A 25777-nucleotide genomic window follows, 5' to 3' on the forward strand; every position below is an offset into this window, starting at 1 on the left:
CCCGCCCTCCCAGCCACGTCAGCTACACACTCAAGATCACACGGAACCCCGAACACCGATCCTCACCTGCGAAAACGCCCTAAATCACCGGCATTGCTGGTCAGAGGCACTTTCTGCTTGCCTGTTCACTTGCCGGACAGCCTGCTTCATGAAAGCGCGAGGTTAGAGATCCCGCGAGTAGGGGCGCCGTCGCGATACCGCCGCCCGGACCAGAGGAATCTCTTAGTGATCGAGTGATGATCGGTCGTGGCGACGGACCCGCGAGGGCGGTTTGCCGTCGGGAGGGCTGAGTAGTGCCCCGCGCGATCGGCCGAGAATTGACAGTTTGTTACTCGCTACTACTGGGTTCTCTGGTACGTCTGGCCGAAACGGTCGAAACCTGACAGAGCGCGCATGCCCCATGCCTCCGAATTTGCGTTAGCGCGCACTCCAACTCCTAGGTTCCGAAGCATGCGATACATCAAACTCGGAACGACCGGACTGGAAGTCTCCGCCATCACCCTCGGCTGCATGAGCTTCGGCGAGCCGGACCGGGGCGGCGAGCCCTGGTCGCTGGGCGCGGACGCCAGCCGGGACATCATCAAGCAGGCCCTCGAGGGCGGCGTCAACTTCCTCGACACGGCCAATGGGTACAGCGCCGGAAGCAGCGAGGAGATCGTCGGCCAGGCGGTCAAGGACTTCACCAGGCGCGAGGAGGTCGTTCTCTCCACCAAGGTCTGGATGCGGATGCGCCCCGGCCCGAACGGCGCCGGGCTGTCCCGCAAGGCGATCTTCGCCGAGCTCGACGCCTCCCTGAAGCGACTGGGGACCGACTACATCGACCTGTACCAGATCCACCGCTGGGACTACGACACCCCGATCGAGGAAACCCTTGAGGCGCTGCACGACGCGGTCAAGTCCGGGAAGGTCCGCTACATCGGAGCCTCTTCCATGTACGCCTGGCAGTTCGCCAAGGCCCTGTACCTGGCTGACCTGAACGGCTGGACCCGGTTCGTGTCGATGCAGGACCACTACAATCTCATCCACCGAGAAGTAGAGCGGGAGATGCTCCCGCTCTGCGCCGACCAGGGCATCGGCGTGATCCCGTGGAGCCCGCTGGCGCGGGGCAGGCTGACGCGGGTCCGGGACACCGCCACGGCGCGTGCCGAGACCGACGAGGGCGGCAAGATCCTCTACCGCGACGGGGACCAGGCAGTGGCCGAGCGCGTCCACGAGATCGCGGGCAAGCGGGGTCTGTCCCCGGCCCAGGTCGCCCTGGCCTGGGTCATGCGCAACCCGGCGGTGACCTCGCCTATCGTCGGGGTCACCAAGCCGGCCCAGCTGACCGACGCGGTCGCCGCGGTGGACGTCGAACTCGACGAAGACGAGGCCGCCTACTTGGAGGAGCCCTACCAGCCGCACGAGGCCGCCTACCTGGAGGAGTCCTTCTACAAGTCGCGCCCTGTGGCGGGCTCCCGGTAGTCCGGGCTACCGTCGGGCCTTCGACGAGTCCTTGGCCCCGGCCTTCACAGCCCTGTGGTCGGTCCGGCGATGCTTGCGGGCGGTCGCGCGCAACTGCATGCTCCGCGCGCTGCCCGCCAGCGCGGTGAGCAGGATGCCCCCCACCGCGGTCAGCAGCAGGGACACGCGCAGCGGAACGTGCCCGTGGGCACCGAAGTAGCTGACGCCCACCGACTGCTCCTGAGTTTGGTCAATGGGTAAGACATCTCACGGGTAGGGGCGTCAGGCTGATGTGACGCGGGCATCGGGATCCGTTTTGACGTGGGCCTCCTACATCTCTACATCTGAAAACGGAGCCCCGGTGCCCGCCGTCGAAGCATGGGCGATCGAGCCCTTGTGGGTCCAGTTCGAGGCCCTCCTGCCACCGCACCCCGAGACACATCCGTGGGGCTGTCACAACCCACGGATCCCGGACCGGATCGTGTTCGACAAGCTCGTCGCGAAACTCGTCTTCGGCGGCTCGTACGAGAAGCACGCCGATCAATCGTGCTCGGCAACCACGATGAGAACCCGACGCAACGAGTGGATCGCGGCCGGTGTCTTCGCAGGGCTGGAGCAGATCGTGTTGGAGACCTACGACCGTGTCGTGGGCCTGGACCTGGCCGACATCACCGTCGACGGGCAGATCACCAAAGCGCCCTGCGGTGGCGAGGTCGCCGGGAAATCACCGATTGACCGGGGAAAACTCGGGATCAAGTGGTCGCGGATGACCGACGGGCGCGGGATTCCGCTGGGCTGTGTCGTGACCGGCGCGAACCGGCACGACTCCCCGGTCCTGCGCCCGACGCTAGAGAAGCTCGGGCGTTTCGAGCTCGCATTGCCTGAGCAGATCACGGTGCACCTTGACGCGGGCTACGACTCCACGGTCACCCGCAAACTGCTGACCGAGCTCGGCTGCGAGTGGCGGATCCAGCCCAAGGGGGTCGTGATCCCGATCAACCACACTCGCCGCTGGGTCGTCGAGCGCACCAACTCCTGGTACAGCCGCGGCTTTAACTTCACCCTGTCCTGCACGGAACGTCGAGCGGTCGTCATCAACTCACTGCTCGCGTTGATGACCGCGATCATCGTGATCCGACGCCTCATCCGCGAAGCCTGGACCAGCCAACGCTGGGACACACGGCCAGCCCGTCGACCATGACGCCTTGCCCTCTACCCGCGGAATCTCTTAGTGGGGTCGACGCGTATGCGTGCTCAAAGTCCACCGTTTCGCGGTTGACGCGATCCCGTGGACGAAGCTCCGGGCTGGAAGCTCGCCGACGCGGAGTTCACGAAGAAGTCCACGCGGACGTAGGACGGTATCCCCGACATCTGGGCCCGCCTCGCCTCCGACGGCGCCACCCGCATCTACAACCCCTCCCGCACCAGCACCAATCCGCCCGTCAAGGTCGTCCTCTCGACCAACTGGAACAGGGTCAAGGCCTTCGGCTGAGCCGCCTCTCACCACCGGGCCCCGGCCACCCCGTCATGGGGTGGCCGGGGCCCGGCCGTTCGCGCGGGCTCGCCGTCGCAGGGAGGCGGCCGGGCCGCTCGATGCCCTGGTTCGCGGCCTCGGTGACGAGGGACGCGGTGCGGCGCGCACGGTGCGGCACATGGCCGAGCTGCCGCCGGGGGCGAACGCAGTTCACGACGGTGCCGGCGACGACGATGCCGTATGCGGGGAGGGGCTGAGGGGCGCCGGGAGCGCCGCGCGTCGGCCCACAGGTCGTCAACTCCTCAACCTGCACAAGCGGAATTTCCTGGTCCGCGCCATTGCGGCCGGTGGCGGACCTATGCTCAACTCTTCTGCACAAGAATTTCACACTTGAGGCACGAAAGTTCCGCACGGCGGGACCGCAAACCATTCCGAGGGGGGAGGGGCAGCCGTCCCAGGGCACCGGGTGGGGGTGGACCTCGCACGGGACCGCGAGGTACGCACCGGCGCTGTGGGACGGCTGCCGCACCATCACGTCGGCTGTCACACCCTCGCCTCGGCCGACGCTCCGCCAGTTTCCTTCTGGACAGCGTCACTTCACGGCCGCTTCACCGTCACTCGCGGGCGGCGCGTCCCGGCTGCGCCGCCTGCGCAGCGCGTACGCCCCGCCCGCCGCCGACGAGGCCTTCGCCCCGGCGGGTGCGCGAGTTCGGCACCCTGAAGGCGCTCGGCTCGAGCCGCCGGGTGACCCGGCAGGTCGTCGGCGAGTCCACCGGCAACCTCGACGAGGGCACCCGCGACGCCATCATGGGCCTGCTGGAAGGCCCATGGCACGAGTACGGGCTGCCCTTCGTCATGGTCACCCACGACTCGTCGATCGCGCGCCGCGCGCCGCGCCTGGCCATCATCGAGGCGGGGCGGATCACGCTGACCGAGCAGGCGTTCGCCCGCTCCCGGTGAGCGCGCCCGGGGCCGTTCATCGCCTGCCGGGCGACGAACGGCCCCCTCTGCCGTCCTTGGCCGGGCGGCCTGCGCGGGCCTGCTACGCCTGGCCGGTCTCGAACCGGGAGATCCGGCCGTCGTCCTCGACGGTGAAGCTCCAGCGGGTGCGCATCTCGCCCCAGGCGTCGTTGCGGTAGTCCGCGAGGAGGGCACGCCCGCCGTCCGACTCCTTGGTGACGTCCATGTGGCCGTGCGACGAGAAGATCTCCCGGTCGGCCCAGTCAGAGATGTCCCGCTCGGAGCCGTCGTCCGCCATGGTCGCGTCGGGGGTCAGGAGACCGCGGAAGGCCTCCTCGTCGTGGGCGTTGACGGCGGCGACGAAAGCCCGGACGGCCGGGTCGCTGAGTCTGTCGGTATGGATCGCCATACGAGCCACACTCACACCGCCGACCGGACCCCGCCACCCGAACGGCTTCCAGGAGGGGCCGGGTGGGTGCGAGGGATGCAACGGTAGAAACGCGTGAGGGATGTTTCTGCGCGGTTCCCGCCCGTTTCTCACCCGCCGCCGCCCGCTCCTGCCCATACTCCTGCCCGTTTCTGCGTGTTACCGCTTGTTTCTGCTCGACCCCACCCGCTCCCCTCGTTGCTGCTCTGTTCCTGCCGCTGTTCCTGTCGCTGTTCCTGCTGTCTGTTCAGGGAGTCACCGTGACCTGTTACGACCGACGTGATCTGGGCCTGCTGCTGCTTCGGCTGGGCACCGGCGGAGTGCTGGCTGCGCACGGCGCGCAGAAGCTGTTCGGCTGGTTCGGCGGCCACGGCCTGGAAGGCACGGGCCAGTTCATGGAGTCCGTGGGCTACGCGCCCGGCAAGGCCAGCGCGACGGCGGCGGGCCTGGCGGAGGCAGGCGGCGGCACGCTGCTCGCGCTGGGCCTGGCCACCCCGGCGGCGGGCGCGGCGGCGGTGGGTGCGATGGCCGGCGCATCCGCCGTGCACGTCCCCAACGGCTTCTTCGCGCAGAGCGGCGGCTACGAGCACGCGGCCTCCCTGGGCCTGGCCGCCGCGGGCCTCGCCGTCGCCGGCCCCGGCCGGCTTTCCCTGGACCACGCCCTCGGCCACACGGTCGACCGCGGCTGGATGGTCCCGGCCGCGCTCGGCGCGACGGCGGCCGTCACCGCGGTGGTCGTGGGCCTGCGCAGCCAGCGGCTGCGCAGGCGGACGGAGGGCGAGCAGGAGTCGCTGTTCGACGAGTGAACCCGGCCCGGCGGGGCCCCGGGCGCGAGGCGGGACCTGGCAGGCTGCGGCCATGGACACCCCCACCCCTCCCCCACAGCCCGCCCGGCGTTCCGCTCCGCAGCCACCCCCGCAACCGTGGTCCGCCCCCGCCGAGGTCCCCGGCCCCGCCGGACCACCGGACCCGACCGGTCTTCCGGAACCGGCGGTGCTTGCGGGCCCTGACGGTCCATGGGGCGGCGCCGACGTCTGGGCCACCGTCGACGCCCTGCGGGTCTGGCTGGACGACAACCGGGCGCACGGCGGCAGCGAGGATCTGCTGCTGCGCGTGCTGAAGCTGTCCGAGGAGGTCGGCGAGGTCGCCCAGGCGGTCATCGGCGCCACCGGCCAGAACCCCCGGAAGGGCGCCGACCATACCTGGGCGGACGTTCAGGCAGAGCTGTGCGACGTGGTCATCACGGCGCTGGTGGTCCTGCGGACCCTGACGCCGGACGCCCCGACGGTGTTCGCAGGACACCTCGCCCGCGTGGCGCACCGGTCCCTGGGAGAACCGGGCGGCCGCCCCACGTGACGAGGCCTGGCGAGCGACCCGTGTGCGCGGCGCGAGTGACGACGTCCGCGAGGGGCACGCGCGATCGGCCTGCGAAGGGCCCGCTCGGCCGCCCACGGGCACCTGAGTGAAATCACCGTCGCCGACGTCACGGCCGCGCTGTCACCCTGCGTGGACGGCAGCGTCGCAACGCCGTCGCGGCACTGCGCTCGCTGTTCCGCTTCGCCGAGAAACGCGGCCTGCTCTTCGTCAACGTCTGAAGATCATCAGCGGGCGTGGCTTCGGGGCGGCCGGTTGCACTCGATCGGTCTCACAGCCGCGGTGGGACCGGCCGGCCGAGAAACGCGGCAAGGCGGTCAATGGCCGGAGCGGTCTCCTCGACGGGTCGCGGCTCGGCGAATCGTCCCGTTCGGGACTGGGGGGAGAGCTGGGCCTGAGCGAACGCCAGGGCCTGCTCGGCAACGTCTTCGGGCAGCCGGGCAGGGATCCGGGTGGCCTGAGCGAGGTCCCATCCATGAGCGAGCAGATCGTACAGGCGGATCTGCAAGCGCTCAGCGCCCGTGGCACTCCCCAAAGGTCCCCGATGACTCCGCTCCAGCACCCCGGGGCCGGAGAAAGCTGCCAGCAGGGAAGCACTGGAGGACCGGTAGGCGCCGACCGGGTCGTCGCCGAGGCGGTCCACTCCGCGTTCGGGCATCGGGCCGCCCTCGATCACGGCCGCGAACACCAGGTCCATGCCGACCAGGTGGGCCACCACCTCGCGTACGTTCCATTCCGTGCACGGCGTAGGCTCCTTCCACTGCTCGGGGCGGACCTCAGCGAGCAGGTCGCCGACAGAGGTGCACGCACGTGCGAGATCTTCGACGGAAACGGTAGTCATCCGGGGAGAGTAAGGCGTCAACTGTCGGTCTGCCCGAGGTATGTGCATCGGTGCGAGGAGCCCTGCCGAATCGGGCGAACGCGCGATCGCTCAGCGTCGATGAGTGGCAGCTGTCGCAGGTACCCGCCCGCTCACTGGCCTCGGGCTTTCATCCTGGGAGGACGTCCGGGCCTCGACGGTCGTACAGGTCGTGCGGAACGTGCGGAGCGTTCCTCGATTCGCGGAACCGACCGTGCGCCGTCCGCGTGCCTCTGTACGATCACCGCACGCGAAGCGGGGGCGCTGAGGCCGAGGGGGCGGGCATGGTGGGCAAGGTGGGCAACACACGCAGACGCAGGACTACTTGGCCGGTGAGGGCGGCGGCGTCGGCGGCCGGGGCGGCGCTGCTGGTGGGCGGCTGCGGCGCCGGCGGCGGCGAGGAGGCCGGGCCGAGCCCCTCGGCGTCCGGCCGGGCCGCGACGGCGTCCGCGTCCGGTTCGCCCTCCGCGGCGCCGTCCGCCGCCGCGTCGGGTGGGGGCACGGCGCAGCCGACGCCCTTCACGGTGGCCCCCGCCAGGCTGCCCCGGACGAAGCCGCAGGCCGAGTCCCTGGTGCAGGCGGTCGCGCTGGAGCCGCAGGCCTGGGGCTCGGGCTTCCGGGCCCAGCGGCCGGCCGCGAGCGCCCCCGGCACCGTCGCCGTGCTCGACGCGCAGTGCCGCTGGCAGCGCCTGCCCCTCCCGGGCAGCGTCCTGGCCTCGTCGTCCCGTTACAGCGAACTGCCGGGCACGGGCGGCAAGGGGACGTTGAAGGTGACGGCGGCGGTCACCGTGCACACCTCGGTCGGGACCGCCGACGAACAGCTGGCCACCACCTTGGAGGAGGCTCTGCGCTGCCGGGACCAGCAGGTCCGCACCGACGAGCGGATCTCCGGACTCGCGTCGGTCGCCGTTCCCTACGGCCAGGGCGGCAACACCTACGCCGACGACTCGGTGCTGGAGATCGGCTCCTACCTCACCGGGAACAGCGCGCAGACGTACCGCTGGCACGTCGCCCGCCTCGGCTCGGTGACCGTCGCGGTGTCCGTGATGGGCGCCAAGGGTTACAAGGACGACGAGTTGACGCGGTACTCGTCGCACGCCCTGACCACCATGCTCAGCCGGATCGAGTCCGAGCTCGGGGGGAAGAACTGATGGAGCCGCTGCGTTCTTCCGATCCCGCGAGGATCGCGGACCATCGTCTGCTGGGCCGGCTCGGCGCCGGAGGCATGGGCGTGGTGTACCTGGCGCGCACGCCGGGCGGCGCGCTGGTGGCGCTGAAGGTCCTGCTCGCCGAGTACGCCGAGGAGCCGGGTTTCAGGGAGCGGTTCCGCCGCGAGGTCGGTATCGCCCGGCGCGTCGACAGTCCGTGGGCGGTGCCACTGGTCGACGCCGACCCGGACGCCGGGTCGCCGTGGCTGGCGACCGCGTTCGTGCCCGGCCCGTCCCTGGGCGAGGCGGTGGCCGCGCACGGCCCGCTGGCGGAGCCCGGGGTGCGCCTGCTCGGCACCCGGCTCGCCGAGGCGCTGGGCGAGGTGCACCGGGCCGGTCTGGTCCACCGGGATCTGAAGCCGGGCAATGTGCTGATCGCGCACGACGGGCCCCGTCTCATCGACTTCGGCATCGCCCGGGCGCCGGAGGACACCGCGCTCACCGCCACCGGGCTGATCGTCGGCACACCCGGCTATCTGTCGCCGGAGCAGGTCATGGAACCGGGCGGCGACGGCATCGGACCGGCGAGCGACGTGTTCTCCCTCGGCTGCGTCCTGGCGTTCGCCGCGACCGGAAGGGCGCCATTCGGCGCTGGGGTGGTCGACGCCCTGCTGTACCGGGCCGTGCACGATCCGGCGGACCTCGACGGGGTGCCGCCGCGACTGCGCGAGGTGGTGGAGGCCTGCCTGGAGAAGGAGCCGGCCCGACGGCCCGAAGCAGCCGAGCTGGTGCGGCTGTTGACGGACGAGGGCGGCCCGCAGGACGCGGATGCGTCCGGATGGCTGCCCGAGCCGGTCGCCAGGCTGATCGCCGAGCGGTCGGCCGCCGCGCTCGCGCTGCCGGACGTCGAGCAGACCCAGGCTCCGTCCGACGCCGTTCCCGACTCCGCGCCGGCGCAACCCGATGCGGACGGGACGTCAGGCTCCGGACGCTCGGCAGCCGATGTGGGCGGGACGTCAGGCTCGGACGGCGCGCAACCCGATGCGGGCGGGACGTCCGGCTCGGGGCGAGCGCCGGCGGGCACGCACGATGCGCCGCCCGAACCGCACGAGACGCCGGCCGGCCCGCACGAGACGCCGGCCGGCCCGCACGAGACGCCGGCGGACACGCATGAGACGTCCGGCCCGGCGGCGGAGACGCAGGACGCCCGTCCGGCGGGCCGGCGCCGTTTCCTGCTGCTCGCCGGCGGGGCCGCCGCGCTCGCGGCGGCCGGGGGCGGGGCCTGGTGGGCCGCCGCCCGGGACGACGGCACGGGCGGCGACAGCCCGGCCGCCGCCGGGTCTTCGCGGCGCCCGGTGCACACCGTCGCGCTGCACGGTGACCTCAGCGGCCCGCAGCGGGACACGGGCAGGGCGCAGGAGCGCGGACTGCGGCTGGCCGTCGCGGAGTTCAACGCGCGCGGCGACGCCCCGTTCACCGTCAAGGTCAGGACCGTCGACGACGGCGGCGAACCCGCTGCCTCGGCCCGGCTCGCGGCGGAACTGGCGGACGACCCGGCGGTCCTCGCGGTGGTCGGCCCGACGACGGACGCCACGGCGCAGACGGCGCTCGCGAAGTACGACGCCAGGCTGCTGCCGGTCGTCGCCGTGTCCCCCGGCTCGATCAGCCTCGTCCTCCAGGGGTTCCGCTCGTTCCTGCTCGGACGGCTGCCCGAATCGGTGCTCGCCGTGTACCTCAGCAACTACCTTCGCGGGCAGGCCGGTTCACGCAGGGTCGGCCTCGTCGTCGACCGGCTCGCCGGCAACTACGGGACGGATCTCGGCACCGCCCTCAGCACCCAGCTCAGCAACGCGCGGCAGCCGCCGGTGCCGGAGGTGGTGAGCGCGATGCGCCCCGACTTCGGCGCCGCGGTGGACTCGGTGCTCTCCGCCGGCGTCGACTCCGTTTTCTTCGCCGGTCTGCCCGACCGGGGGGCGCTGATCGCCTCGGCGTTGCGGGAGCGCGCCTTCCGGGGTGCGCGGGTGTCCGGCCCGGCGCTCCTCGACGGCCGTTTTCTGACGCAGGCTCAGGAGGCCTCCGAGGGCTGGGTGATGGTGGCCCCGGTCGTCGACGCGACGGCCAAGCCCGAGGCGAAGAAGTTCGCCGCGGCCTATCGCGAGCGCTGGAAGGAGGCGCCGCCCCGGTACGCGGCGGAGGCCTACGACGTGACGGGGATGCTGCTGAAGGCCCTGTCCGGGCTCCCGGCGAAGAGCAGGACCCGGAAGAACCTGCTGACGGCCCTGCAGAGGGGGAAGTACGAGGGCATCACGAAGTCGTTCGCCTTCGACCAGACCACCCGGATGGCCAGGACCGGTCTGATGGTCATCGACGGCACCGGCGGCTTCCTCTGGCGGGTCGAGCAGGGCGACTTCGTGTACGGCGGCCCCGCGCCGCTCACGCTCTGATGGAGCCGCTGCGCTCCGGCGACCCGTCCCGGCTGGGCCGCTACCGTCTGCTGCGGCGGCTGGGCGCCGGCGGCATGGGCGTCGTCTTCCTGGCCCGTGCGCCGGGCGGGGGGATCGCCGCGGTCAAGACGGTCCGTGCCTCGTACGCCGAGGAGCCGGGCTTCCGGGCCCGGTTCCGCCGCGAGGTGGAGGTCGCGCGCCGGGTGGACAGCCCGTGGGTGGTCCCGCTGCTGGACGCGGACGCCGACGCGGAGACGCCGTGGCTGGCGACCGCGTACGTCCCGGGCCCGTCGCTCGCCGAGACGGTGGACCTCTTCGGACCGCTTGCCCCCGCCTCCGTGCGGGTGCTGGGCCTGCGGCTGGCCGAGGCGCTCGACGCGGTGCACGCGGCCGGTCTCGTACACCGCGACGTGAAGCCGGGAAACATCCTGCTGGCCCCGGACGGTCCCCGGCTCATCGACTTCGGCATCGCCCGGGCGCCCGAGGCCACCGCACTCACCTCGAGCGGCGTGATCGTCGGCTCGCCCGGCTTCCTCTCGCCGGAGCAGGCGCAGGCGCGGAGCGGGGAGATCGGCCCGCCCAGCGACGTGTTCTCGCTGGGGTGTGTCCTGGCGTTCGCCGCGACCGGAGTGCGGCCGTTCGGCGGCGGCGGGGCGGCCGGCATGCTGCTGCGCACGGTCTACGACGAGCCGGACCCCGCCGCGATCCCGGACGAGCACGCCCCGCTGTTGAGAGCCTGTCTGCACAAGGACCCGGCCCACCGCCCCACCCTCGCCCATCTCCGCGAGGCCCTCGGGAAGCGGACGCAGAGCGCGGAGGGAGGGACGCAAGACACGGGAGGGGCAGGAGAGACGGGAGAGGCGGAACACGACGGGACCGGAAGGGCGGCAGGCGCGAGAGGCTCGGGAGGCTCAGGAGGCTCGGGTCCGGAGGGTGATCCGGCCGAACCGGCGGGCTGGCTGCCCGTGCCGGTCACGCGCCTGATCAGCGAGCGGTCCGCCGCCGTGCTCGCCATCGGCGCCATCGAGCCCACCCAGGTCTCCGCACCGGCGAACCCGACGCCTCCCGCATCCCTCGTCTCCCCCTTGTCCCCCGCATCACCCGCATCACCCGCCCCGGCGGTGTCACCGGAAGCCGCGACGATGACGGCCGTCACCGCTGCCCCGCCCGCCACGCCCGGCCTGCGCCGTCGCGGCTTCCTGCGCCTCGGCTCCGCGGCCGGGGTCATGGCGGCCGGCGGCGGTGGGGCATGGTGGTGGAGCACCCGTTCCGGAACGGCGACGTCTCCTCCGTCCTCGACGGGTCCGCGTCCCGAACTCGGCGTGGCGTTCCACGGCGACCTGACCGGCGCCCGCGGGGAGAGCGGCAACGCCCAGCTCAACGGCGCCCGGCTGGCCGTCGAGCAGGTCAACGGCCGAAGCGACCGCCCCTTCCGCGTGAAACTGCTCCCGTACGACGACGGCGGCGCCCCGGCCCGCGCCGGCGCCCTGGCCCGGCGGCTCACGCGGGACCCCGCCGTCCTGGCGGTGCTGGGGCCCACCACCGACGCGTGCTTCTACGCCTCCGAGGCCGCGTACAGCCAGGCGGCGATGCCGGTGGTGTCGGTCTCGGTGGGCGTCGACACCCTGACCGATTCTCTCGGCCTCAACTTGTTCCACTCCCACGCGGCACTGCACGTCAAGGACGACCTCTTCGCCGCCGCCTTCGTCCGCTATCTCAGCAAGCACGCCGACGCGCGCAAGGTGTTCCTGGTGGACGACCGGGCGCAGGGCGACCTCGCCTGGACGCTGTGCGACCAGACCCGGCGGGGACTGCGCGCAGCAGGCCGGGACTCCACGGTGGCCGACGTCCCCGCCGGGAAGACCGACTGGACGGCACTGGCCGCGGCGGTGCTGGCGGCGGGCTCGGACGCCGTCATGTGCACCGGTGACGCGGCACGGACCGCCGGACTGGCGTCCGCGCTGCGCGCCGCAGGGTTCACCGGAACGCGCATGGCGACGGAACGCGCCTTCGGCCCCGCGTTCCTCACCGCCGCGGGCGCGGCCGCGACCGGCTGGGTCTTCGCGACGTCCTTCGTCGACCCCGCGGTCCGTCCCTCCGCCCGCGACTTCGCCGCCGCCTACCGCCGCCGGTTCGGCGCGGCCCCCGGCTGGTACGCGGCGGAGGCCTACGACGCCGTGCTGTTCCTGGCGGAGGCCTGCACCCAGGGCGGGACGGCGCTGAGGGAGCGGGGTGCGATCGCCCGCAGGCTCCGTGAGGTGTCCCACACCGGGATCACCCGCACCGTCCGCTACGAGCAGGGTTTCGGCTACAACCACGACGCGATGTTCGACTACCGGGTCGCCGACGGCGGGTTCCGCTGTCTCGGGCAGTACCTGGAGGCCGCCGTCTCGTGAGGGGAGGGCCGCAGCGCGAGGTCACTCCGCGTCGGCGACGACCGATCCGACGCGCTCGGCGAGGCCCGGGTCGCGCCGGACCAGGAGGGCCGCGTAGCAGACGGCTGCCAGCAGGGCGGCCAGCGCCGCGTACGGGAACCAGCTGTACGGCGCGGGCTGTCCCGGCTTGGCGAGGTAGTACAGCGGGATCAGGACGGCGAGGGCGCCGACCGCGGGCAGCACCACGTGCCGCACGATCCTGAACTCCTGCGGCCGGTACCTGCGGTAGTACAGGGGCAGCGCGATGTTGGACGCGAGGTAGACCAGCAGGATCAGGATGGCGCCCAGGCTCGACGACTCGGCGAAGAACACCACCGGGTTCATCGGACCGCCGTCCTCCCCGAGCACATGCCCGGCGCCCCAGCCGACGATGATCAGCAGCGCGGTCGCGGCGAAGGTGACGATCGCGTTGTTCGGCGTGCGGCGCGTGGGGTGCACATAGCCGAAGAAGGACGGCAGCAGCCCCTCGCGGCCGGCGTTGAACACCAGCCTGGCCTGTGAGTTGATGCCCGCGATCAGCACGCCGAGCGTGGAGGTCAGCCCGCCGACGTAGGCGAGGACGGCGAGCGCCCCGAGGGTGTGCTGGGCGACGTCGACGAAGGGGATCCGGGAGTCGCCGAGCCGCTGCACGTCGTAGCCGAAGCCGGTGACCGTGGCGTAGGAGAAGAGGATGTAGCTCACCGTCATGATCGCGATGGAGGAGAACACGGCGCGGCCGACGTTGCGCCGCGGGTTCTCCGTCTCCTCGGCCAGGGCCGCCGAGTTCTCCCAGCCGATGAACAGGTACACCGCCAGCGGGAAGCCCGCGGCCAGGCCCTTCACGCCGTGGGTGAGGTGGGAGGGCAGGAAGGGGGCCGCGGAGAGGCCGCCGCGGTGCTCGACGAGCGCCGCGACCGAGACGACGACCAGCACCAGCATCTCGACGCCGAAGAAGTAGCCGGCCCACTTGGTGGACACGACGATCCCGCGCAGCATCAGCACCACCGAGACGCCGGTCAGCAGCACCGTCCAGATGATCCACGGCAGGTCGACGCCGGTGTAGTGGTTCAGGGTGATCTGCATGAACCCGCCGGAGATCGCGATGACGGAGGCCATCGCGATGATGTAGCCGAGTCCGGCGAGCAGGGCCGTGGTGACGGCGCTGACCGGCCCGAAGGTCTTGCCGACGAAGGTGGTGAAGCTGCCCGCCGAGGGGTGTGCCCGGGAGAACTCGGCCAGCGTGTTGCCGAACAGCGCGACGGCCGCGCCCGCCGCGACGATGGTCAGCGGGGAGGCGACGCCCGCGGTGGTGGCGAGGAACGCGAAGCCGAAGAAGAAGCTCATGGCGGGGCCGACGTTGGCCATCGTGGCGGCGGCGATGTCCGCCATGCCGAGGACGCCGCCCCGCAGCCGCTGGGGCGTGCCGCCGGCGCGGCCCGACGTCGGCGACGGTCCGACGGGTCCGTGGTGGGACATGGCGACAGCTCCTTCGAAGAGGTCAGCGCGGTTCAGCGCGGTCCTGCACGGTTCAGCGCGGTTCAGCGTGCCGGTGCGCCTTCACCGCTCGTACCGCCGGGTCCATCGCGCCGCGGGCGAGTTCGTCGAGCAGCTCGGCGTGGCAGCGGTTGCGGGCCCGGACGAGCGCGGGGCCGGGCGCGGGCCCCAGCAGGCACTGCCGGCCGAGCAGGTCGGCGGCGTACTCCCGGATCCCGGCGCCGCCCAGCGCTTCGGCGAGGTCGAGGTGGAAGCGGGTCTCCAGTTCGAGCAGCTGCGCCGGGTCGTCGGCGAGGTCCATCTCCTCGACCAGCGCCCGGAGCCCGTCCAGCGGACCGTCGAGCGGACCGTCGAGCGGGCCGTCACGCAGCCCGTGGAGCGCGCCGTGGAGCGGGCCGTCCTCAGGTTCGCCGGAAGATCCGCCGGGCAGTTCACCGACGGCGTGCGCGACGAGCCCGCACTCGAGCAGCAGGTGGAAGGCGTCCAGTGCGGCGGCCTCGTCAGCGTCGTGCATCACGGCGACGACGGCGTCCCAGCCCGTCGCGACGAAGGTCCCGCCCGCCCGGCCGCGACGGCGGTCGAGCAGGCCGTCCTGGCACATGGCCTCCAGCGCGCGGCGGACGGTGATCTCACTGATCCCGAGTTCTTCGGCGAGGACGCCCGCGTCCGGCAGCCGGTCCCCCGGCGACACCGAGCGCAGACGCACCCGCAGGGCGATCCGGGACCGGACGAGCTCCGCGCCCGTGGGGCCCCGGCCGGCGGGCGCACGGGTGTCCCAGCCGGTGTAGGGGCCGAACTTGCCCGCTGCATTCACCACGGCGCCACCTTAACGGCCTGCCGAACGGGGTCACGGTGTGGTCCACAGAGGGCTCCCTGAAGAGAGGGTTCCGCGCTGCACGAAAAATAGAGCAAGGTGAACACTTAAACAAGTCTTGTTCTTTTGGATCGTACTGAACTATTTTCCAGACGCCCCCCAGGTCCGTACTCCCCGACCGTCCACCCTCCCCTCCATGGATGTCGAGATGACCACAACCGTCCCCAAGACCCCTCCCACCGAGTCCGGCGGTTCCGGCGAGTCCGGCGGCCTGCAGGCCGGACTCAAGAACCGCCACCTGTCGATGATCGCGATCGGCGGGGTCATCGGCGCCGGCCTGTTCGTCGGCTCCGGCTCCGGCATCGCCGCCGCCGGCCCCGGCATCCTCGTCTCGTACGCGCTCGTCGGCGTCCTCGTCGTCCTCGTGATGCGCATGCTCGGCGAGATGGCCGCGGCCAACCCGACCTCCGGTTCGTTCTCCGCCTACGCGGACCGCGCGCTCGGCCGCTGGGCCGGCTTCACCATCGGCTGGCTGTACTGGTTCTTCTGGGTCGTGGTGCTCGCCGTGGAGGCGACCGCCGGGGCCAAGATCCTGGCCGGCTGGATCCCCGCGGTGCCCCAGTGGGGCTGGGCCCTGATCGTCATGATCGTCCTGACGGCCACCAACCTCGCCTCGGTCAGCTCCTACGGCGAGTTCGAGTTCTGGTTCGCCGGCATCAAGGTCGTCGCCATCGCCGCGTTCATCGTGCTCGGCGGCCTCGCGATCTTCGGGCTGCTCCCCGGCTCCGACCACCCCGCGAGCGGCTTCTCCAACCTCACCGCGCACGGCGGCTTCCTGCCGCACGGCCCAGGCGCCATCCTCACCGGCGTCCTGATGGTCGTCTTCTCCTTCATGGGCAGCGAGATCGTCACCCTCGCGGCGGGCGAGACCGCCGACCCGCGCGCCGCCGTCACCAAGGCCACCAACAGCGTGATCTGGCGGATCGCGGTGTTCTACCTCGGCTCGATCCTGATCGTGGTGTCGCTGCTGCGCTGGGACGACCCGGCGATCCTCAGGGACGGCTCCTACGTGGCCGCCCTGAGCTCCATCGGCATCCCGCACGCGGCGCAGATCATGAACACCATCGTGCTGACCTCGGTGCTGTCCTGCCTCAACTCCGGCCTGTACACCGCCTCGCGCATGGCCTTCTCGCTCGGCCGCCGCAACGACGCCCCGGCCGCCTTCGGGAAGACCAGCGGCCACGGTGTGCCGCGCGCGGCCATCCTCGCCTCGGTGGTCTTCGGCTTCGTCGCGGTCGCCTTCAACTACCTCTGGCCCGACACGGTCTTCCAGTTCCTGCTCAACTCCTCCGGCGCGATCGCCCTGTTCGTGTGGCTGGTGATCTGCTTCTCCCAGCTGCGCATGCGCAAGATCATCGAACGGGAGTCGCCGGAGAAGCTGGTCGTCCGGATGTGGCTCTACCCCTACCTGACCTGGGCGACCATCGCCCTGATCACCTTCGTCCTGGGCTACATGCTCACCGACACGGCAGACGGCGGCGGCCGCGACCAGGTGGTCCTGTCGACGGCGGTGGCCATCGCCGTGGTGGTCTTCGCGGTCCTGCGCGAACGCCTCACCGCCAGGTCCGGGACCGGCATCGCCGCCCAGGAGACCGAGACCGCTGACGCGGCCCCCCTGGTCTGACGGTCGCGGGCGGAAGCCCGGGAGGACCGGCGCCGCTGTCGACGCCGGTCCTCCCGCGCTTCTCGTGGGGGCGGTCCCGCCCGCCGCTCATCCTTCGCAGGAGCCTCTGTCGACGCGGAGGAGGCGCCGGCCGCCGGCCCAGCGGCACAGCCTGACCCCGACCACGATGCCGGCGATGGTGACCACGGCGGGCAGGTAACCACTGGCGACCTGGATGATCGGGATCGCCGGGCATCCGCCGGAGATCGCCCAGCCGATGCCGAACAGGACCGCGCCTGGGACGACACCGGCGTGGAGGCGTCCTGCTCCCCGGCGCACCCGCAGCAGGGCGAAGACGCTCGCGATGATCACGACAGCGCCGAAGAAGGAGAGGAACATCCGCAGGTCCTGGAAGGTGAACATGCGGTTCAGCTCGGCGTAGTCACCGAACCCGATACTGGTCACGGTGAAGCCGAGAGCCAGTCCGGTGAGGAGATTGGCCAGCAGGACCACGCCCCGGCTGCGCATCAGATCACCTTCCACAAGAGGAACGACACCGCGACGGCGGTGCCGAAGAACGTCGCCGTCGCGACGAGACTGACGGGGCTGAGCCGACCGCAGCCGTTGAGCCCGTGCCCCGAACTGCAGCCGCCCGCCAGCCGGGTGCCGAAGCCGACCAGTACACCTCCCGCGAACAACAGGGCGACCATGGCTACCGGGTTGCCGGTCACCAGGTGCCGGTAGCCCGCGCCCATGTCGAAGCGGATGTGGAACCGCCCGGAGGTGACCGCGGCGACCAGTCCGCCCACGAAGATCGAGACCAGCAGGACGGCCTGGGTGACCAGCGGAGCGGGGCGCGGGGGCGCCAAAGGACGGCGTCCGTCCGTGGCGGGCGCCGCAGCCGGCCCGGCCGACACCGGCGCGGCGAGCGCCGACGCGACGGGTGCCGACGCGACGGGTGCGGTGCCGAAATGCTCGACCGTGGCCGCGTCGAGGGCGGCCACAAGAGCCTGCTCGTCCGCGAACTCGGCTTCCCTGCGCTCGAGTTCGGCTTCGCGCCGCCAGTGCAGCACTCGCTCCCAGGCCCCCGACACCCCGAAGGACCGATCGGTGGCGAGGGTGTAGCCGATGGTGAGTACGGCGAGTCCGACAGCACCCGCCCACCAGGGCCAGTAAGGGGTCATGCGTTGCCCTTCATCCACCCGGCCAACCGGGCCCACCAGCCCCGTTCGGGCTCCGCGGGGATCGCCGAGGTCTGTTCGGCGGAGCCGGGACCGCGTGCGAGGGAGGCGGTGCGCGCGGGCCTCGGCGCCAGATGACGGGCATGCCGCCCGTTCGGTAGCAGGGTGATCGGCACCCGGTCACCGGTGAGAGACATCTGATAGCGCGCGCAACCGCGCCAGTTGGCCTCGTTGTCACAGTAATAGGTGCGCCAACCCGCCAGGCTCTCATTGAGATGGGGGAAGAGCGGGCACGTCGAAGCATGTAAGCAACCCACAGGAATGATCAAACCATCATCCGAACAGGCGGACAATCGCCGGTGCGTGAAGGTTGAAGCACACCTGCCTTCACATCACGAACCCAACTTCGGTCAGCTCGTCCATCTCGCACGTGCAGCCGGGGCGCTTCGTACGGGATCGTGCCTTCCCGCTTCGATTTTCCCCGGCACACCCGCGCCCCCCGGCACCGGGATCGAAAGGCGCGACTCGACCCACAGGGTGCGGTCCGTCACCTCTGCCCGGCGGGGGCGGCCACCGGTCCGGATCCGCAGGGGAGAATCCGGAAACACAGGCAGGCGGCGGTACCCACGACGTGCCGACCTATGGAGGTCCGCCTGTCAGCCACCAGACGATCGCGACGGGCGCAGTCGACGCGACCGGTACTCGTCCAGCAACCGCCGGCCCGCGACCGTGAAGGGATGCTCGGGACCCAGTCCGCGTTCTCGCCGTGCGACGACCTCGACCATCAGCTCGATCGCTTCGTCGGTATGGCCGAGCGCGGCCCGGGTCCGGGACAACAGCTGCCGGGCCGCGAGCACGATCGGGTACCCCGGCCCGAAGCGCCGCACATACGCTTCGGCGACCTGCCGGATCTCACGGTCGGCCTCGGCGAACCGGCCCAGAAGGTACAGCGCCCACGCGTGGTTGTGCCGGGCTCCCAGGGTCACGGTGTGATCGGGGCCGAGGAATCGGTCGCATTCCGACGGCAGCGTGAGAAGGGCGCCGCCCTCCTCGGAGACCACGTCGGCGGCCGGCAGCATCTCCAGCAGGCTGGCGCGGGCCCGCAGGGTCAGCGGATGCCCGGGACCCAGCGCCGAGCGCCGTCCGGCGACGGTGGCCCGGAGCAGCGCGACGGATTCCTCGCGTCTGCCGAGGTTCGCCAGCACGAGCTGGAGGCCGTAGGAGGTGTCCAGGGTGTCGGGGTCGTCGGCCCCGAACAGGCCCTCCTGAGCTGTGCGGACATCGCGGAGCAAGGACTCGGCTTCCACGAACCCGCCCAGCCGGAACAGCGCCCGCCCGGCCCTGGAACGGGCGGCCAGGACCGTGCGGTGGTCCGCGCCGAGCAGTCGCTGCGCGAGGTCAGCCGCGGTTCGGGAGGTCTCCCAGGCAGACGGGTAGTCACCGGTCCGGTGCAGCGCGACCGACAGCCGCGTCGCCACGGCCAGGGCGTCGGCGGCGGCCGACGGCTCGCCGACGCGCCGCAGCAGGGCCAGCGCATGAGGGACCAGCAGGCGCAGTCGCGGCTCGTGCGGCCCGGCGTCGGGCGTGCCGGGTACGGCCGCGTCGAGCAGCCGGACGGCCGCCGCGTCGAGGGCGGGCGTCAGTTCGGCGGGGGTGGCCGCGCAGACGCTGTCGAGCAGGACGCCATGGCTCTGCGCGCAGCGCGTGCCGACGACGTCGACCAGCTCGGACAGCGACTGGTCGAGCAGGGCCCGCAGCGCCGTCTCGGTACGGGCGCGGGGAAGGACTCCGCCGATGCCCTCGTGGTTGAGCAGAGCCAGCGGCAGGGGTTCGGCGGCGAACCGCGCCAGCAGTCTGAGCAGAGCCGCGGCTTCGGGCAGCCCGCGCGCCTCGAACGCGTCCAGGGTCAACTGCCAGGTCAGGCCGACCAGATGCCGCGGGTCCGCTTCGGACAGGACGTCGGCTCCGCGGTCGATCAGCTGGACCCGTTCGTCTCCGTCGAGCTGGTCCCCGTAGGCGTCCATCGTCCAGGGGTCGATGACCTGGTGGGAGAGGAAGCCGCCCGCCAGGGTGAGGGCGAGGGGCAGCCGCCCCAGCCGGTCCGCGACCCGCGCCGCCTGCTCCGTCGTCCCGCTGTGCGGGGCGAGATCGCGCAGCACGAGCGCGGCGTCCTCCCGGGGCAGGACGCCGATGTACTGCAGCTCGGCCCCCGGCCACCACCGGGCCGCCGCGCGCCGTGTGGTCACGAGAACGGTGCCGCGAGGACTGGTGCGCAGCCAGTCGCCGTCCCGCAGGATCTCCGGCTCGTCGGTGTTGTCCAGGACCAGTAACCACGGTTCGGCGGAACGGTCGAGACAGGTCCAGACGAGATCCGCGGCGGGCCTGAGACCGTTGCGTGCGGCGAGCAGTTCGCCGTCGCCCGCCCCTCGGTCGGCGGCGACGGCGAGCATGCCGGCGCGCAGGCTCGCACGGTCGGAGGCGTTGACCCACAGCCCCACCCGGTCCTGCTCTCCGGTGACCTCCTCGAAGAGGGCGCAGGCGACCGCCGTCTTGCCCGAGCCGCCCATCCCGTACAGCACGTAGACCTGGCCGCCGCGCTCGGTCTCGACGCTCGCCCGCAGGCGTTCCATCACCTCGCTGCGGTCGCGCAGCGCGACGGGCGGGCGGCCGACCGCCGGGCGTCGCACCGAGTCCGGTCCGCCGTGCTCCGGCCTGTCACCGCCGTAGTGGTGGTGCTCGCTGATGTGCTGGTCGCCCCGCGCCTGGTAGACGCGTCCCTGGTCCTCGGCGTGGCCGTCCGTCCCGCCCGTCATCGCTCGGCGATGTGCTGGTCGCGTCCCGCTTGGTACACCCGGGCCTGCCCGGAAGCGGTGGCGTGCTGGCTGATCTGCCGGGCCGCCGAGCCACCGGGATCGAGTCGGTCGAGCAGCGCGCGCAGTTCCTCGACGGCGGCGGGCCGGGCGACGAGCAGCCGCCGTACCGATCCCTGCCACTGAAGCCGTAGCTCGTCCAGGGTTTCCCGGTCTCCCGCCGCCGCGGCGGCCAGGACGTCCTCGTGAGTGGCCTCCAACTCGGCGGTGACGGTCTCAGCGCGCTCGGGTTGCGTCCGGCGCCACAGCTGTGTGATCCCGTCACGCACACGGTGCCAGGCGTCGGTCGCCATCAACGTGACCAAGGTGGCCCCAGCGCTCTGCGCGAGCAAGGTCACTTCTGATTCCACAACAGCCCCTCCGTTCACCCGATTTTCCTACAGCACAGAGGAAGAATGCCGCCCGCCAGGCATTGAGATGATTTCCTTCCCGGTCAATATCATTCCAGCCTTGAGCGACATGAGACAAGGAGGAATCAATCCTCGCCATTACCCCGGCGGCTTGGTTCCGACACATCGTCAGGCGGGCAAGTTGCACGTTACAGTGAGACATCCTGACCGATCGAGGGGGCGACGGAAATGGCCAGGCCATGGGAAGCTGATCCGGCAACAGGTTTCAAACAGCGCTTGGGCAAAACACCCCAGGAACTCGGCATCACCACCGGAACCCCAGACTGCCCGGACATCTGGGAACTCGCCAACGGCGACATCGCCGTCATCGGCCGGGACCTCACCAGGTCGCTCGGCAGGAACCTGCCCGACGGGGTCTCGATCGGGTCGGACGAGCGCCTGGTGGTCATCCCCAGGAGCGTGCTCATCGCGGCGAAGCCGGACATCCCCAGTGTTTGATTCCTTCCCCCGTGGCACCTCAGAACGCCTGGACCGCCCCACGTACCACGCGGACCTGGGCCGGCTCTACACCAGCGGGGTCGGCTTCCTCAACAAGCTCGAGCGCGGCCAGCACTTCCAGGAGCGCGGCTTCCCGAGCTGGGAGGCGTTCGCCGACGGCGACTGGGAGAGGGCGCTGTCCCTGGCCGAGGAGCGGCGCGAGGACTACGCCCAGGAGCTGCGCCGGGCGGCGCGCCTGGGCGTCAGGCACCGCCGCCTTCGGGTCGTGGAATTCCCGATCACGCCGTATGTGCAATGGGAGCTGTTCGTCCTGCGCGCGCGTGTGGACGTGGGCGACGAGATCAAGATTCTCGACGCTCACGATATTTCGAACATCGAGCGGAGTCGCCCGGTTCCGGAAGTAGTGATTCTCGGCGATGTGGTCATGTACGAGGTCATGTACGACGAGGACGGAAATGCGGCCGGGGCCAAGCGGTACACCGACCGCTCACTGATCCGGGAAACGAACGCCGGGTTCGATGCGCTCTATGAGCGTGGCGAGGGGTTCCACGATTTCTTCGACCGGGAGATCGTCCACCTGGACCCGCCTCGGATGTCCGGTGCTCCGACGGGCCTTCGCGGCTCGCGGTGACCGGAGTCAGGGCTGAGGTTCCTCGAGCTTGGCGGCGGTGGAGTCCGCGCCGTGCCGCTCAGCGTGTGCTGGGGCGAAAGGCCCGTCGTCCTCCACGACCTCGCCGTCCACGACGTCCCCGTCTTCCACTCGGTACGACGTGTCCGCCAGGGGCAGGCCGGCGAGGTGCCTCTTGAGCCTCTTGGCCATCGGAAGGTAGGTCGCGAAGGTGAGCCCGCCGGAGACGGCGGCCCCGATGAGGGGGATGGCCTTCGAGACGGTCGTCGAGAATGACTGCGTCGTCATCCTGACGCCGAGGTAGCCCGCGACCTTTTTCACCACGGGGTAGATGGCACCGTGCGTGAGTGCCTTCTGAGGCAGCTTCTTGGCGACCTGCTCCGCCATCAACCCCGCGACCTTCCCCACTGCGGCGTTCGCCGACTGGGTGCCGACCATGACGCCGAAGAACAGCGTGAGCACCCCCATGGTCGCGTCGTCGACGTCGTCGCCCTCGTCGGAGAACAGATCGGGCCAGCTGTAGAGGTACGCCAATTTCTGCGCGATACGGACCATGTGCCCGAAGTACTGGGCCAAGTCGGCCGGCACGGTGGCGGGGAGGGCGAAGATGCCGGGTATCCCGGCGGCGGCGGAGAGCGCGCTGACCTTGCCGGTCTCGAAGCGGATGGAGTCGCTGGCCAACTTGTCGAGAACGTCGGCGCTGATGCCCGCCGCGGCAGGGGTCTCTTCGATCGCCCTTCGGATGACGTCCTCGGAGCAGTGGCGAGCCAGCGCACTTCGGAGGTACGCCTCCCTGTCGATACGCACACCCGGAAGCTTCGCTGCCGCCAGCAGCACCGCGGAGAAGCGCGACTCGGGGTTCTCGATCCCTTTACCCTTTTTCATGGCAAAAACCTACAGTAGCGCCGCGCCCCAAGGACCTGACCGAGTCAGCTTCGTTGGGGCCTTGTTGTGCACGGGACGGTGGTGTGCGGGCTGGGTCGGTCACGATGTCGATCGCCGCCCGGGAAGGGACCTCCGCCGGGAACCGGCCGCCTCTGGCGCGACGTTGACCGTCATGACAACCAGCGCCGGCGCAGCACCCTGCGGGCAGACCATCGAGGCTGCTGAAGGTGCTGCGGAGGTGGGCTGCGCAGGGCCCTCGGCGAGCACGCGCCTGCCGAGGGCCCTGCGCGGTCAGAGTGCCGTTGCCCGAGAGGCCGTCACGGAGCGACCGCGCGGACGAGGAGCGTCCCGATGTGCCCGGGGTGAGGCGCGTCGAGGACCCGTGCCTCAGCCGTGGCGAACCCGGCCCGGGTGAGCAGGCGTTCCCAGACGGCGGGGCGGTAGCTGTAGCGGTAGGTGAACATCGCCTTTCCGGCGAAGCCTCCCTTGTACATGCCCTGCGGCCCGTACGCGCCGGGGATGGCCGGCGGCTGTGAGAACACGAAGACACCGCCGGGCCTGAGGCGTCGGCGGACAAGAGGGAAGAGACGGCCCGGGTCGGTGAACCATGCGGCACCGAAGATCGAGTAGACCGCGTCGTACTCCTCCTCGTGCTCGCTCAGGTACTCCAGGACCTCGGAGCACACGAACTCCGCGCCAGTTCCCGCCCACTTCGTGGTCGTCTTCTTGACCATGACCGAAGACAGGTCGACACCCCGGGCGGCGATGCCCTGCTCAGCGAGGTGGGCGAGGGCGCGGCCGGTGCCGCAGCCGATCTCCAGCACCGAGCGCGGGTCGCCCAGCAGCTCCGGGCCGGGCCCGTGACCGGCGTACTGGGTCCAGCAGAAGCCCGGCTCCGCGTCTTCCTTGAACGCGGAAGCGGCGAAGGTGTCCCACAGCTCCGTCTCGGCGGCGATGTCGTGTTGTACGGGCAAGGCGATTCCTCTTCGCTACGTCACTACGTCCGCTTGGCATGCTGGACGAAGATCGTCCAGGTGTCCCGCTGTATGCCCATGGTTCCCCGATTGCGTTCTTTCGTGTCCCGGACCATCACTTTGTTCGGATCGTTGTCGGCCACTTCAACGCTGTTCACCTGCTTCCGGGGCCCGCTGCCGCGATCAACCATTCCAAGCCGGGGTGAGCCGGGCACACGCCGGAGCCCTGGGGCCGTTCGGATCAGCAATCAGGGCTGAACAGCCTCTTGACGGCTGCTGTATAGCAGTGGGTAAACCTCGCCCTGAGGGCTTGGCATTCGGCAGAAATAAGGAATCCCGCAGCCCGTGATTGACCGTGATGCCAGTGCGTGCCGAACGCACCCGGACGCTTTGCCTCCCAACAGATGGCCGAAATTTGGCGGCTTCCGTCAATACAATTGAATAACAGCATCGCCCGATCGGATGAATCCATTTGCCAGGTGGCGCATTTCGCGTATTCCATTGGGACGCTCTTTGCTCTCCGCATCCAGATAGCCCTGACGGACCCCAAGGGGAGACCTGATCATGGAATTCCTCACTCACGCCCTGGCGGCCTGGCTCGCACAGGGAACCGTCGACCGGGACAAGGCCCTGGCCACCTGGCACAGCAAGCCCCACGGCATGCTGTTACTGCCCGCCGGTATCCGGTGGGATGCGGTCAAGATCCCCGGTGAGCAGGGCTGGCTGGCCTACACCCGTCTCCAGAACCGCGCGGCCTCACTCGGTCCGATCCTGTGGGACCGCTGGCTTGACCACATGTACTTCCTTGTCCCCACCGGCTCTGCAGCCCTGTGGCCAGGCCCGAACCCGCGGCTGGTCACCACCGGGGGCTGGTTGGCCGCACCCGACCCCCGCCGCCCCGTGCGGCGCGCGGTCTGGCTGCCATGCGCCCCTGACGGCCGCCTGACCCGTCCCGATCAGCTGTTCCGTGCGGCGGACTGTGTTCTGCCGATCGGCGACCCGGCCGGGGCCGCCCGGTGACTCTCGCAGCGGAACTGTCTCTGCCAGGGCGACTCCAGTCGGCGGCCGCGGCCCGTCGGCACACCCTGGCCTGGCTACGGGAACACAGTTGTCCCGTGGACCGCGACGCCGCCGAGCAGCTGGTCGACGAACTCGTCTCGAACGCCCTCCAGCACGCCGGCGGCCAGGCGGTCGGCATGAGCCTGGTCCTCCAGCCCGGTCGGCTCCGGGTCGAGGTACGCGACCCGTCCCGGGCGCTGCCCTGCATGATGCCGCTCAGCCCGACCGCCGAGTCCGGGCGCGGGATGTACCTGGTGGACCAGCTGTCGTACCGCTGGGGCGCCGACGTGCTGCCCACCGGCAAGTACGTCTGGTTCGAGCTGGCGCTGAGACCGGCCCGGACACCGACACGGCCCCCTCAGCGCAGGCAGTCCCGCAAGACCGCCCACCCCGCGTTCCGCGGTCCTCGGTCAGCTCCTACTGGTCCCCACCCAGCGCAGACCCTGCGCCGAGAGGGCACCCCGCCCGAGCTGAACACCACCAGTAGGTACGTACACCGCGAAATATGAGCCGCCTTCCAGCACCCGCATTCGATTCTCCACGATATGAGCACTCCTTCGTCACGCGCCCTGCAAGAAATCCACTAAGGGAACACAATGAAGAGACATCGAAAGAAAAACCGGAACCAGCCGGTGCGCACACCCTCCATGAGGGGGAAAGCCATCGTTCCCTCGCCGCAGAGAACAGACGTTCAGCCGGCTGCGCTGACCCTGGTCGTCGACAGCAGCGGCCATGCGTTTCTGGCCGCCCCGGGCTACAGCGCCGCAGACGTGGCACGAGTTCTCCGTATCGTCGCCGACGACCAGCGGTATGCATCACCG

Annotated in this window: 24 protein-coding genes and 1 pseudogene; 13 read left to right on the forward strand and 12 right to left on the reverse strand. The window is 70.9% G+C overall.

The window, feature by feature from the left end; genetic code table 11:
• Positions 1 to 450 precede the first annotated feature (450 nt).
• Entirely contained in the window at positions 451 to 1461 is a 1011-nt protein-coding gene (locus IE239_RS31610) for an aldo/keto reductase (protein ID WP_190152874.1), read from the forward strand.
• A gap of 6 nt (positions 1462 to 1467) precedes the next feature.
• Here the strand turns inward: IE239_RS31610 and IE239_RS31615 are convergent, their stop codons facing one another.
• Positions 1468 to 1671: a LapA family protein gene (locus IE239_RS31615; protein WP_190152875.1), complete on the reverse strand. Its 204-nt coding sequence runs from the start codon at positions 1669 to 1671 to the stop codon at positions 1468 to 1470.
• A gap of 130 nt (positions 1672 to 1801) precedes the next feature.
• On the opposite strand from IE239_RS31615, the gene IE239_RS31620 reads away from it, so the two are divergent.
• The gene (locus IE239_RS31620) at positions 1802 to 2641 is read left to right on the forward strand and encodes an IS5 family transposase (RefSeq protein WP_190152876.1); all 840 of its coding nucleotides are present in this window, start codon (positions 1802 to 1804) and stop codon (positions 2639 to 2641) included.
• A gap of 1038 nt (positions 2642 to 3679) precedes the next feature.
• Positions 3680 to 3874: pseudogene (locus IE239_RS31625) on the forward strand (ABC transporter ATP-binding protein); the annotation flags it as partial.
• Positions 3875 to 3956: 82 nt separating this feature from the next.
• On the opposite strand, the gene IE239_RS31630 reads toward IE239_RS31625, so the two are convergent.
• Positions 3957 to 4283 (reverse strand): nuclear transport factor 2 family protein, encoded by a 327-nt coding sequence (locus IE239_RS31630; protein ID WP_190152877.1) that lies wholly within the window; start codon positions 4281 to 4283, stop codon positions 3957 to 3959.
• 278 nt (positions 4284 to 4561) lie between these two features.
• Here IE239_RS31630 and IE239_RS31635 point away from each other — a divergent pair, with 278 nt between their 5' ends.
• Positions 4562 to 5107 carry a DoxX family membrane protein gene (locus IE239_RS31635; protein WP_190152878.1) on the forward strand — a complete coding sequence of 182 codons (546 nt, stop codon included), beginning with the start codon at positions 4562 to 4564 and terminating at the stop codon, positions 5105 to 5107.
• Positions 5108 to 5294: 187 nt separating this feature from the next.
• Complete coding sequence (locus tag IE239_RS31640; protein ID WP_190152879.1) at positions 5295 to 5657, forward strand: MazG-like family protein; 363 nt, start codon at positions 5295 to 5297, stop codon at positions 5655 to 5657.
• Between the two features lie 289 nt (positions 5658 to 5946).
• Here IE239_RS31640 and IE239_RS31645 read toward each other — a convergent pair whose 3' ends face one another.
• Entirely contained in the window at positions 5947 to 6516 is a 570-nt protein-coding gene (locus tag IE239_RS31645; RefSeq protein ID WP_190152880.1) for a TIGR03086 family metal-binding protein, read from the reverse strand.
• Between the two features lie 302 nt (positions 6517 to 6818).
• On the opposite strand from IE239_RS31645, the gene IE239_RS31650 reads away from it, so the two are divergent.
• From IE239_RS31650 to IE239_RS31660, 3 genes are read left to right on the forward strand one after another with little or no spacing between them, the layout of a single operon-like run.
• Entirely contained in the window at positions 6819 to 7685 is an 867-nt protein-coding gene (locus tag IE239_RS31650) for a hypothetical protein (protein ID WP_190152881.1), read from the forward strand.
• Positions 7685 to 10126, forward strand: a complete 2442-nt coding sequence (locus IE239_RS31655; RefSeq protein ID WP_190152882.1) for a bifunctional serine/threonine-protein kinase/ABC transporter substrate-binding protein — start codon at positions 7685 to 7687, stop codon at positions 10124 to 10126. Before IE239_RS31650 ends, IE239_RS31655 begins: the two co-directional genes overlap by 1 nt.
• Positions 10126 to 12522 (forward strand): bifunctional serine/threonine-protein kinase/ABC transporter substrate-binding protein, encoded by a 2397-nt coding sequence (locus IE239_RS31660; protein ID WP_190152883.1) that lies wholly within the window; start codon positions 10126 to 10128, stop codon positions 12520 to 12522. Before IE239_RS31655 ends, IE239_RS31660 begins: the two co-directional genes overlap by 1 nt.
• A gap of 21 nt (positions 12523 to 12543) precedes the next feature.
• Here IE239_RS31660 and IE239_RS31665 read toward each other — a convergent pair whose 3' ends face one another.
• Both IE239_RS31665 and IE239_RS31670 read right to left on the reverse strand, forming a co-directional pair.
• On the reverse strand, positions 12544 to 14016 hold the full coding sequence (locus IE239_RS31665) for an APC family permease (RefSeq protein WP_190152884.1): 1473 nt from the start codon (positions 14014 to 14016) through the stop codon (positions 12544 to 12546).
• 52 nt (positions 14017 to 14068) lie between these two features.
• On the reverse strand, positions 14069 to 14851 hold the full coding sequence (locus IE239_RS31670; protein WP_190152885.1) for a FadR/GntR family transcriptional regulator: 783 nt from the start codon (positions 14849 to 14851) through the stop codon (positions 14069 to 14071).
• A gap of 205 nt (positions 14852 to 15056) precedes the next feature.
• On the opposite strand from IE239_RS31670, the gene IE239_RS31675 reads away from it, so the two are divergent.
• Positions 15057 to 16532 carry an amino acid permease gene (locus tag IE239_RS31675; protein ID WP_190152886.1) on the forward strand — a complete coding sequence of 492 codons (1476 nt, stop codon included), beginning with the start codon at positions 15057 to 15059 and terminating at the stop codon, positions 16530 to 16532.
• An 87-nt stretch (positions 16533 to 16619) separates the two neighbouring features.
• Here IE239_RS31675 and IE239_RS31680 read toward each other — a convergent pair whose 3' ends face one another.
• From IE239_RS31680 to IE239_RS31695, 4 genes are all read right to left on the reverse strand, one after another.
• Positions 16620 to 17039, reverse strand: coding sequence for a YeeE/YedE thiosulfate transporter family protein (locus IE239_RS31680; RefSeq protein WP_190152887.1), 420 nt, complete (start codon positions 17037 to 17039; stop codon positions 16620 to 16622).
• A complete protein-coding gene (locus IE239_RS31685; RefSeq protein WP_190152888.1) occupies positions 17039 to 17695 on the reverse strand; it encodes a YeeE/YedE family protein in 657 nt (218 codons plus the stop codon). The genes IE239_RS31680 and IE239_RS31685 overlap by 1 nt, the downstream gene beginning before the upstream one ends.
• Positions 17696 to 18348: 653 nt before the next feature.
• A complete protein-coding gene (locus IE239_RS31690; RefSeq protein ID WP_190152889.1) occupies positions 18349 to 20505 on the reverse strand; it encodes a tetratricopeptide repeat protein in 2157 nt (718 codons plus the stop codon).
• Positions 20502 to 20912 (reverse strand): hypothetical protein, encoded by a 411-nt coding sequence (locus tag IE239_RS31695; RefSeq protein WP_190152890.1) that lies wholly within the window; start codon positions 20910 to 20912, stop codon positions 20502 to 20504. Before IE239_RS31695 ends, IE239_RS31690 begins: the two co-directional genes overlap by 4 nt.
• Before the next feature lie 228 nt (positions 20913 to 21140).
• Between IE239_RS31695 and IE239_RS31700 the strand changes: the two genes are divergently transcribed.
• Together IE239_RS31700 and IE239_RS31705 are read left to right on the forward strand one after the other, a co-directional pair.
• Positions 21141 to 21410 carry a hypothetical protein gene (locus IE239_RS31700; RefSeq protein WP_190152891.1) on the forward strand — a complete coding sequence of 90 codons (270 nt, stop codon included), beginning with the start codon at positions 21141 to 21143 and terminating at the stop codon, positions 21408 to 21410.
• Positions 21403 to 22041, forward strand: a complete 639-nt coding sequence (locus IE239_RS31705) for a DUF6879 family protein (RefSeq protein WP_190152892.1) — start codon at positions 21403 to 21405, stop codon at positions 22039 to 22041. Before IE239_RS31700 ends, IE239_RS31705 begins: the two co-directional genes overlap by 8 nt.
• A gap of 6 nt (positions 22042 to 22047) precedes the next feature.
• Here the strand turns inward: IE239_RS31705 and IE239_RS31710 are convergent, their stop codons facing one another.
• The 3 genes from IE239_RS31710 to IE239_RS43040 form a co-directional block, all read right to left on the reverse strand.
• Positions 22048 to 22923: a hypothetical protein gene (locus IE239_RS31710; RefSeq protein ID WP_190152893.1), complete on the reverse strand. Its 876-nt coding sequence runs from the start codon at positions 22921 to 22923 to the stop codon at positions 22048 to 22050.
• A gap of 317 nt (positions 22924 to 23240) precedes the next feature.
• Positions 23241 to 23897: a class I SAM-dependent methyltransferase gene (locus tag IE239_RS31715; protein ID WP_190152894.1), complete on the reverse strand. Its 657-nt coding sequence runs from the start codon at positions 23895 to 23897 to the stop codon at positions 23241 to 23243.
• A gap of 23 nt (positions 23898 to 23920) precedes the next feature.
• Positions 23921 to 24088, reverse strand: coding sequence for a DUF397 domain-containing protein (locus IE239_RS43040; protein WP_190152895.1), 168 nt, complete (start codon positions 24086 to 24088; stop codon positions 23921 to 23923).
• Between the two features lie 373 nt (positions 24089 to 24461).
• On the opposite strand from IE239_RS43040, the gene IE239_RS31725 reads away from it, so the two are divergent.
• Both IE239_RS31725 and IE239_RS31730 read left to right on the forward strand, forming a co-directional pair.
• On the forward strand, positions 24462 to 24917 hold the full coding sequence (locus IE239_RS31725; protein ID WP_190152896.1) for a hypothetical protein: 456 nt from the start codon (positions 24462 to 24464) through the stop codon (positions 24915 to 24917).
• Positions 24914 to 25465, forward strand: coding sequence for an ATP-binding protein (locus IE239_RS31730; protein WP_352306340.1), 552 nt, complete (start codon positions 24914 to 24916; stop codon positions 25463 to 25465). Before IE239_RS31725 ends, IE239_RS31730 begins: the two co-directional genes overlap by 4 nt.
• Positions 25466 to 25777 lie beyond the last annotated feature (312 nt).

The organism is Streptomyces humidus, assembly GCF_014649655.1.
GTDB lineage: Bacteria > Actinomycetota > Actinomycetes > Streptomycetales > Streptomycetaceae > Streptomyces > Streptomyces humidus.

Coding starts and splice junctions, on each gene's coding strand:
- IE239_RS31610 (WP_190152874.1), top strand. CDS start 451: ATGCGATACATCAAACTCGGAACGACCGGACTGGAAGTCTCCGCCATC.
- IE239_RS31630 (WP_190152877.1), bottom strand. CDS start 4,283: ATGGCGATCCATACCGACAGACTCAGCGACCCGGCCGTCCGGGCTTTC.
- IE239_RS31645 (WP_190152880.1), bottom strand. CDS start 6,516: ATGACTACCGTTTCCGTCGAAGATCTCGCACGTGCGTGCACCTCTGTC.
- IE239_RS31650 (WP_190152881.1), top strand. CDS start 6,819: ATGGTGGGCAAGGTGGGCAACACACGCAGACGCAGGACTACTTGGCCG.
- IE239_RS31655 (WP_190152882.1), top strand. CDS start 7,685: ATGGAGCCGCTGCGTTCTTCCGATCCCGCGAGGATCGCGGACCATCGT.
- IE239_RS31660 (WP_190152883.1), top strand. CDS start 10,126: ATGGAGCCGCTGCGCTCCGGCGACCCGTCCCGGCTGGGCCGCTACCGT.
- IE239_RS31665 (WP_190152884.1), bottom strand. CDS start 14,016: ATGTCCCACCACGGACCCGTCGGACCGTCGCCGACGTCGGGCCGCGCC.
- IE239_RS31675 (WP_190152886.1), top strand. CDS start 15,057: ATGACCACAACCGTCCCCAAGACCCCTCCCACCGAGTCCGGCGGTTCC.
- IE239_RS31680 (WP_190152887.1), bottom strand. CDS start 17,039: ATGCGCAGCCGGGGCGTGGTCCTGCTGGCCAATCTCCTCACCGGACTG.
- IE239_RS31685 (WP_190152888.1), bottom strand. CDS start 17,695: ATGACCCCTTACTGGCCCTGGTGGGCGGGTGCTGTCGGACTCGCCGTA.
- IE239_RS31690 (WP_190152889.1), bottom strand. CDS start 20,505: ATGACGGGCGGGACGGACGGCCACGCCGAGGACCAGGGACGCGTCTAC.
- IE239_RS31700 (WP_190152891.1), top strand. CDS start 21,141: ATGGCCAGGCCATGGGAAGCTGATCCGGCAACAGGTTTCAAACAGCGC.
- IE239_RS31710 (WP_190152893.1), bottom strand. CDS start 22,923: ATGAAAAAGGGTAAAGGGATCGAGAACCCCGAGTCGCGCTTCTCCGCG.
- IE239_RS43040 (WP_190152895.1), bottom strand. CDS start 24,088: ATGGTTGATCGCGGCAGCGGGCCCCGGAAGCAGGTGAACAGCGTTGAA.
- IE239_RS31725 (WP_190152896.1), top strand. CDS start 24,462: ATGGAATTCCTCACTCACGCCCTGGCGGCCTGGCTCGCACAGGGAACC.